At 66.3% G+C, this 6,817-nt stretch carries 8 protein-coding genes and 1 pseudogene; 5 read left to right on the top strand and 4 right to left on the bottom strand.

What is annotated here, in order from left to right; all coding sequences use genetic code 11:
• Positions 1-285: pseudogene (locus tag M3I54_RS38050) on the bottom strand (hypothetical protein); the annotation flags it as partial.
• 494 nt (positions 286-779) lie between these two features.
• Between M3I54_RS38050 and M3I54_RS38045 the strand changes: the two are divergent.
• Positions 780-2,183, top strand: coding sequence for an NCS2 family permease (locus M3I54_RS38045; protein WP_254345031.1), 1,404 nt, complete (start codon positions 780-782; stop codon positions 2,181-2,183).
• A gap of 120 nt (positions 2,184-2,303) precedes the next feature.
• Here the strand turns inward: M3I54_RS38045 and M3I54_RS38040 are convergent, their stop codons facing one another.
• Complete coding sequence (locus M3I54_RS38040) at positions 2,304-2,699, bottom strand: hypothetical protein (protein ID WP_254345030.1); 396 nt, start codon at positions 2,697-2,699, stop codon at positions 2,304-2,306.
• A 140-nt stretch (positions 2,700-2,839) separates the two neighbouring features.
• On the opposite strand from M3I54_RS38040, the gene M3I54_RS45255 reads away from it, so the two are divergent.
• Genes M3I54_RS45255 through M3I54_RS38025 form a run of 3 tightly spaced genes read left to right on the top strand, consistent with a single transcriptional unit; the run spans position 2,840 to position 4,406 of the window.
• Positions 2,840-3,292, top strand: coding sequence for a metalloregulator ArsR/SmtB family transcription factor (locus M3I54_RS45255; protein ID WP_254345029.1), 453 nt, complete (start codon positions 2,840-2,842; stop codon positions 3,290-3,292).
• Positions 3,226-3,630 (top strand): SRPBCC domain-containing protein, encoded by a 405-nt coding sequence (locus M3I54_RS38030; RefSeq protein ID WP_254345035.1) that lies wholly within the window; start codon positions 3,226-3,228, stop codon positions 3,628-3,630. Before M3I54_RS45255 ends, M3I54_RS38030 begins: the two co-directional genes overlap by 67 nt.
• Positions 3,631-3,665: 35 nt before the next feature.
• Positions 3,666-4,406: a thioredoxin family protein gene (locus tag M3I54_RS38025; protein WP_254345021.1), complete on the top strand. Its 741-nt coding sequence runs from the start codon at positions 3,666-3,668 to the stop codon at positions 4,404-4,406.
• A gap of 92 nt (positions 4,407-4,498) precedes the next feature.
• On the opposite strand, the gene M3I54_RS38020 is transcribed toward M3I54_RS38025, so the two are convergent.
• Both M3I54_RS38020 and M3I54_RS38015 read right to left on the bottom strand, forming a co-directional pair.
• Complete coding sequence (locus M3I54_RS38020) at positions 4,499-4,681, bottom strand: hypothetical protein (RefSeq protein ID WP_028208331.1); 183 nt, start codon at positions 4,679-4,681, stop codon at positions 4,499-4,501.
• 106 nt (positions 4,682-4,787) lie between these two features.
• A complete protein-coding gene (locus tag M3I54_RS38015; protein WP_254345020.1) occupies positions 4,788-5,693 on the bottom strand; it encodes an NAD-dependent epimerase/dehydratase family protein in 906 nt (301 codons plus the stop codon).
• A gap of 115 nt (positions 5,694-5,808) precedes the next feature.
• Here M3I54_RS38015 and M3I54_RS38010 point away from each other — a divergent pair, with 115 nt between their 5' ends.
• Positions 5,809-6,741: a LysR family transcriptional regulator gene (locus M3I54_RS38010; protein WP_254345017.1), complete on the top strand. Its 933-nt coding sequence runs from the start codon at positions 5,809-5,811 to the stop codon at positions 6,739-6,741.
• The last annotated feature ends 76 nt before the right edge of the window (positions 6,742-6,817 follow it).

Below are 6,817 nucleotides of genomic sequence, written 5' to 3'. Positions count from 1 at the left end.
CGGCGGCGCCGCCGGACGGGGGCGGTGCACCGGCGCGGGGCGCGGCTTCTTCGGCGCCGGCTTCGCTGTGCTCCCCGCTTCCGGCTCGCTCGCCATCTCGGGCGCGGACGCGGCCTCGGGCTCGCTCGCGGCCGGCTCGGGCTCTGCGGCCACGGGTGCTTCCGGCTCGGGCGGCGGGGCCGGGCGGAACAGGCTGCAGCCCGAAAGCGTGAGCAGCGTGAGCAGCGTCAGGGCGTACGGGAAGTGAAAAACAGGACGTGCGGAACGCAAGAAGCCGCGTCTCATCTACTGAAACTCCTTGGAGCAGCCGGCGCGACGCGCGCGCGGCAGGGGGAAACCGGGTCGGGATGCGTGAGTGTAACCCGCGCACCGGGCCGATCCGCTGAATGACGGCGTGGGCGAACGGCGTGGGCGACCGGATGCCTGTGCGAGCCGGGGCGATGGCACTTCGTCACGCGAAACCGGCTCCGGTCCGCGCGGAAACCGCCCGCCTCGGAGCCAGGTGTAAACGCGGGGACGTCCCGAGTCCCATGCCCTGTACACGGGCATATAAGCATCGCGGCATGAACTCAATGCGACTCGTGCGATGGGATCACAAATCGGGTTCGCCTAACCTTCGCTCCATCCATAAAGAGATGTCAAAACGATGAGCGCCTGGTTGTTGAAGAAGGCGCCAGCAACGCGTCGACACGACTAATTCAATCGAGACGAAAACCTGATGACGGATCGGCTGGTGAGCCGTGAACCGTTTCAGCATGCTGATAAAGGAGGCACTCACCATGATCGAACCCCACGCGCAGCCGCTTGCCGGTGCGACCGCCGCCGATGTCGAGTCCGTAGATTCATTGGGCCAGGCCTCGGGATTCATCGACCGTTATTTCGACATTGCCGCGCGCGGCAGCTCGCTGCGTCAGGAGGCGATTGCGGGCGTCACGACCTTCCTCGCGATGGTCTATTCCGTGTTCGTCGTGCCGGGCATGCTCGGCAAGGCGGGCTTCGACACCAGCGCCGTGTTCGTGGCCGTGTGCCTGACCACGGCATTCGGCTCGCTGCTCATGGGCCTGTGGGCGCGCCTGCCGATCGCCATCGGCTGCGCCATTTCGCTGACGGCGTTCACCGCCTTCGGCCTCGTGCTCGGCAAGGGCCTGAAGCCCGAAGTGGCGCTCGGCGCGGTGTTCCTCATGGGCCTCGTGTTCACGGGCATTTCGGTGACGGGCGTGCGCTCGTGGATCCTGCGCAACCTGCCGCACGGCATCGCGCATGGGACGGGCATCGGCATCGGCCTTTTCCTGCTGCTGATCGCCGCCAATGACGTGGGCCTCGTGGTCAAGAATCCGGGCGCGGGCCTGCCGGTCTCGCTCGGCCATATCACCTCGCTGCCCGTGATCCTTTCCGTGGTCGGCCTCGCCGCGATCTTCGGCCTTGTGCGCCGCCGCGTGCCGGGCTCGATTCTGATCGTGATCGTCGCGATCTCGGCGCTCGGTCTCGCCATCGATCCCGCCGTGAGCTTTCATGGCGTGTTCGCGTGGCCTTCGCTCTCGGCCCCGGGCCATGCCTCGTTGATCGGCGCGATGGACATCAAGGGCGCGCTCTCGCTCGCCGTGCTGCCGAGCGTGCTCGCGCTCGTGATGACGGCCGTGTTCGACGCCACCGGCACGATCCGCGCCGTGGCGGGGCAGGCGGGCCAACTCGACGCGAACGGGCGTATCGTCAACGGCGGGCGCGCGCTCACGGCCGACTCGGTCAGCTCGATCTTCTCGGGCTTCCTTGGCGGCGCGCCGGCGGCGGCCTATATCGAATCGACGGTGGGCGTGGCAGCGGGCGCGAAGACGGGCCTCGCCGCGGCCATGGTGGGCGTGCTGTTCCTCGCGGTGATGTTCTTCGCGCCGCTCGCGGGCCTCGTGCCCTCGTATGCGACGGCGCCCGCGCTGATGTACGTCGGCCTCATGATGCTGTCGAGCGTGAGCCGCCTCGACATGGCCGATATGGTCGACGCGATGTCGGGCCTCGTGTGCGCTGTGTTCATCGTGCTCACGGCGAACATCGTCACGGGCATCATGCTGGGCTTCTGCACGCTCGTGATCGGCCGCGTGGTGAGCGGCGAGATCCGCAAGCTGAACGTGGGTACGGTGGTGATCGCCGGCGTGCTGGCCGCGTTCTACCTGGGCGGCTGGGCCATCTGAAAAGTCGGATGACCCGGTCATCGCCCGGCGGCCACGGCGGCCCGTCCGGGCGGTTGCACGGCCCGCGTCGCTTCCCGGCGGCGCGGGCCGCGTGGCTTTTGCGCGCTACTGTTTAGCGCATTACTCCGGCAGCACGCTGTTGTGCCCCTTGCCCGCTTTGCGCGGCTTGCGTGGCTTGGGCTCCACGCCGATGCGCGGGTCGCGCGCGAGGACGAGCGCGCGCAACTGCGCGGCAGTATCTTCGAACGCCGCATCGGCTTGCGGCACATAGAGCCATTTGCCGAGCACGGGGTGCGCTCGCAACGCCGGCATCGCTTCGATGAGCGACGCATGGCGCTCCCGCGACGTGCAGACCAGCACGCCGTTGAACGGCGGGTCGCGGTCGGCGGCCACGAGGCACAGCAGGCCGTCCAGATACGCGGCGTCGCAGCCGAACATGGGCTTGCGCAGGTAGCCGGGCTCGCGCTCGAAGGCGTCGAAGATCCAGAGCAGCGAGTTGCGGATTTTGGACGGCATGGCGTGACGTGGCAAAGAGAGCAGGGCGGGGCGCGCAGAAATCGCCATTCTAGTGGCGGCGATGCCTCCTTGCGCGCCGCTGCTGGCGAATGACCTACGCATTCCTTGACATCGCTTGTTCGTCGCCTATGCTAAACCACATGGTTAAGTATGAAGACGATACCCTCGACCGCACCTTCGCGGCGCTCGCCGATCCCACGCGGCGCGCGCTGCTCGCACGCCTCGCGCAGCAAGACGAACTCTCGGTGAGCGTGCTCGCGCAGCCGTTCGCGATGTCGCTGCCCGCGGTCATGAAGCATCTGGACGTTCTCGCTCAGGCGGGCCTCGTCACGCGCGCGAAAACCGGGCGCACCGTGGCCTGCCGGCTCGCCGCGGGGCCGATGGAGGACGCGATGCAGTGGCTCGCGCACTATCAACGCTTCTGGAGTGAAACGCTCGATCGACTCGCCGCTTTTGTGGAGGAAGATGCATGTCTACCCAACCCGCAGCCGGACCCGGCGCCGCCCGTCAAGCTCCGAGCCTCACCATCCGGCGCCGCCTCAACGCCACGGCCGCGAAGGTCTACGCCGCGTGGACGCAGCCGTCGCAACTGATGCGCTGGATGCAGCCGCTCGACACCACCTGCATTCACGCCGAAGCGGACGTGCGCGTGGGCGGGCGCTTTCGCGTGATCCTGCGCGGCGCGAACGGCGAGGACCACGACGTGAGCGGCACGTATCTCGAAGTCGTGCCGGACGAAAAGCTCGTATTCACGTGGGCGTGGCGCAGCACGCCAGAGCGCGAGTCGCTCGTCACGGTGACGCTGCGCGCCGACGGGGCCGCCACTGACCTCACGCTCAAGCACGAGCGCTTCTTTGATGAGGCGGCGCGCGACGCGCACAACGAGGGCTGGACGAGTTCGATCGATCAACTGGTGGCGCTGTTCGACTGAATGGCGCTCATTCAAGTGGAAGGAGGAATCGAAAGATGGAATCGCACAAGATCGTTTCGCAGACCGAATGGCTCGAGGCCCGCAAGGCGCTGCTCGCCGAAGAGCGCGCTTTCACGCATGCACGGGACGCGCTGGTGGCGAAGCGCCAGGCGCTGCCGTGGGTGAAGGTCGACAAGACCTATACGTTCGAAACATCGCAAGGCCCGCGCACGCTGGCGCAGCTATTCGGGCCGCGCAGCCAGCTGATCATTTATCACTTCATGCTCGGGCCGGAGTGGGAAGAGGGTTGCCCGGGCTGCTCGTTCCTGTCCGATCACGTGGACGGCATGCTGCCGCATCTGGAGCATCACGACGTGACTTACGTGGCCGTTTCGCGCGCGCCGCTCGCGAAGATCGAGGCGTTCAGGCAGCGCATGGGCTGGCGCTTTCCGTGGGTGTCGTCGAATGCGAGCGACTTCAACTTCGACTATCACGTGTCGTTCAGTGAGGCCGATAAGGCGCGCGGCAAGGCAATCTATAACTTCGCGGAGCAGGACTACATGAGCGACGAGCTGCCCGGCGTCAGCGCGTTTTATCGCGATGAAGCGGGCAACGTGTACCACACGTATTCGACGTATGCGCGCGGCGGGGAGATGCTGATCGGCACGTATGCGATGCTGGAGTTGACCGCAAAGGGACGCAACGAAGCGAAGGACATGCGCGAGTGGATGCGCCATCACGATCGCTATGACGACGCGCCCGCGCAGTCGTCGTGCTGTGCGCACGACAAGCAGTAGTTGCCGCGCAACGAGGACGATGGGGGCAGGCGGTTGTTAGCACAACGAAAGCGCGCTGCGCCATTCGCGAAAGCATCAGCGAAACAAGCGCGCTAGAGCGACATCTCAAACGCGGGGCGCAGCAGCACTTCGATGGCCATCACGATGAGTCCCATCGCGCCGGCGGCGAGTGTTAGCGTGCCGTATTCGTCGTAGCGCGTGTCGTAGAGGCACGCGACGATGAACAGAACGGCCAGCAGATTGGTCAGCCAGTAGAAGTTCAGCGCGAGTAGCATCGGCGTATCGGGTGCCGGCGCGCAACGCGCCGGCGGCTAGTGCAAGACGCTCGAATTCTAGCGGAGCGACCTTACGGATACGCAACAATAGCGTGCTCTACAGCACTTATCTTTGCGGTTTCGGCATTTCGTTGCGGATCCAGTCCGTGACCGAGGTGCGCTGCGGCTGCCAGCCGAGCAGCGTGCGGGCGCGCTCGCCGCGCACGCGGCTGTTCGAGCCGAGGCCGTACGACGCCATTTCGTAGCCCCATTCTTCGATTGCGGCTTCCAGCGGCCAATCCTGCGGCGCGCCCAGACCCATCACCTCGGCGAGCGCCGTGGTCATGTCGCGGAAGTTCGCTTCCCCGCTTTCCACGAAGTAGAAGGTGCCCGCCGGCGTGTTTTCGAGCGCGAGGCGATAGAGTTCGGCCACGTCGTCGATATGCACGTTCGACCAGATGTTCAGGCCACGCCCCACGTGACGCATCACGCCGCTCTTTTGCGCCTGGCGGATGAGCCGCGGCAGCTGCACGCTCGCGGCTCCCGGCACTGCGCCCACGCCATAGATCAGCGTGTTGCAGAGCACGGCGCTCTTCACGCCGCGCGCCGCGGCCGCGAGCACGAGATTGTCGATGGCCACGCGCGGCGCTTTGTCGGCGGTCGGCTCCGGCAGGGCGTCTTCGCGATAGATGCGCTCGGTCGCCTCGCCGCCCGATGCGTCGCCCACGATGCTCGAGCCGCTCGTGTGCAAGAGCGTCTTGCCGGAGCCTTCGAGGGCGTCGATGTGCGCCTCGAGCGCGCCGCGATGGTCGCTGCTCGCCGCGTTGATCACGGCGTCGGCGGCGCGCGCTTCTGCCATCAGCGTCTCGCGGTCGTCGAGATCGCCCTGCACGGGCGTGATGCCGAGCTTTTCGAGGTCGGCGAACTGCTCGGGCCGGCGCACGAGGCCGCGCACCGTGTGGCCCGCGCGCACGAGATGCGCCGCGATCGAGCCGCCGATAAACCCGCCTGCGCCTGTCACGAATACTTTCATGGGTGGCTCCTGGTCCTGTTTTGATTGCGATGGAAGCCAGTATCGGGGTATCCGGGTTTTGCAAAAACCGTGTTAGTCTCAAATGAATATTGACTGCGGATCAAGAATAGCCACGATGAAGACATCGACCGACGAACTGCTCGTATTCGTCACCGTGATCGATGCGGGGTCGATTACCGCCGCGGCTGAAAAGCTCGAGCAGACCGTGTCGGGCGTGAGCCGCGCACTGACGCGGCTCGAAAAGCAGCTGGGCGTCGCGCTGATCCTGCGCACCACACGGCGCTTGCAACTTACCGAAGAGGGCGAATTGTTCCTCGATCGCGCCCGCGCCATTCTCGCGGCGCTGGCCGATGCCGAGGAGGCTGTCACGCGCCACCGCGAGCGTCCCTCAGGGCGGTTGCGCGTGGATGCGGCCACGCCGTTCATGCTTCACTGTATCGTGCCGCACATCGCGGCATTCGCCGACGCTTATCCCGAGATCGAACTCGAACTCACGAACAACGAGCGCATCGTCGATTTGCTGGAGCAGCGCGTGGATATTGCCATTCGCATTGGCACGCTGCAGGACTCCACGCTGCACGCGCGCTCGCTCGGCACGAGCCGTTTGCGCATTGTTACGAGTCCCGGCTATCTCGCGGCGCACGGCACGCCGCGCAGTGTTATCGCGTTGCGCGAGCATCGGCTGATCGGCTTTACGACGCCCGCGCATCTCAACGGCTGGCCGCTGCGTGTGACTGGCGGCGACGAAACGCGCGCGGCGGCAAAGGCGCAGGAGACCGAACACGGCTACACCATCGCGCCCGCGCTTTCGGCGTCGAGCGGCGAGACGATACGCCAGCTCGCGCTCGCCGGCAGCGGTATTGCGTGCCTCTCCGACTTCCTCACCACGGCCGACCGCGAGGCGGGCCGTCTCGTCACCGTACTCGACGACGCACTGATCGAGTCGCGCCAGCCGATCCACGCCGTCTACTACCGCAGCGCGGCGCTCGCGGCGCGCGTGCAATGTTTTCTCGCGTTTATTGGGGGCAGGCTGCAACTCGACGCGTGACGGGCGCTTACGGCGCTCTCGTGGATAGTCCCAGGCCACAACGGGCGCAAAGGGGAGTTGTATAGACAGGCGCGCC

Origin of the sequence: Paraburkholderia sp. CNPSo 3274 (genome assembly GCF_024206475.1) — a bacterium.
In the GTDB taxonomy this organism is placed as follows: domain Bacteria; phylum Pseudomonadota; class Gammaproteobacteria; order Burkholderiales; family Burkholderiaceae; genus Paraburkholderia.
The sequence above is the reverse complement of the archived record's forward strand: the minus strand, read 5'-3'. Positions and strand labels throughout refer to the sequence as shown.

What these genes read in the sequence shown, in the direction of transcription:
- M3I54_RS38045 (WP_254345031.1), top strand. Translation starts at nt 780, where the DNA reads ATGATCGAACCCCACGCGCAGCCGCTTGCCGGTGCGACCGCCGCCGAT.
- M3I54_RS38010 (WP_254345017.1), top strand. Translation starts at nt 5,809, where the DNA reads ATGAAGACATCGACCGACGAACTGCTCGTATTCGTCACCGTGATCGAT.
- M3I54_RS38040 (WP_254345030.1), bottom strand. Translation starts at nt 2,699, where the DNA reads ATGCCGTCCAAAATCCGCAACTCGCTGCTCTGGATCTTCGACGCCTTC.
- M3I54_RS45255 (WP_254345029.1), top strand. Translation starts at nt 2,840, where the DNA reads ATGGTTAAGTATGAAGACGATACCCTCGACCGCACCTTCGCGGCGCTC.
- M3I54_RS38015 (WP_254345020.1), bottom strand. Translation starts at nt 5,693, where the DNA reads ATGAAAGTATTCGTGACAGGCGCAGGCGGGTTTATCGGCGGCTCGATC.
- M3I54_RS38025 (WP_254345021.1), top strand. Translation starts at nt 3,666, where the DNA reads ATGGAATCGCACAAGATCGTTTCGCAGACCGAATGGCTCGAGGCCCGC.
- M3I54_RS38020 (WP_028208331.1), bottom strand. Translation starts at nt 4,681, where the DNA reads ATGCTACTCGCGCTGAACTTCTACTGGCTGACCAATCTGCTGGCCGTT.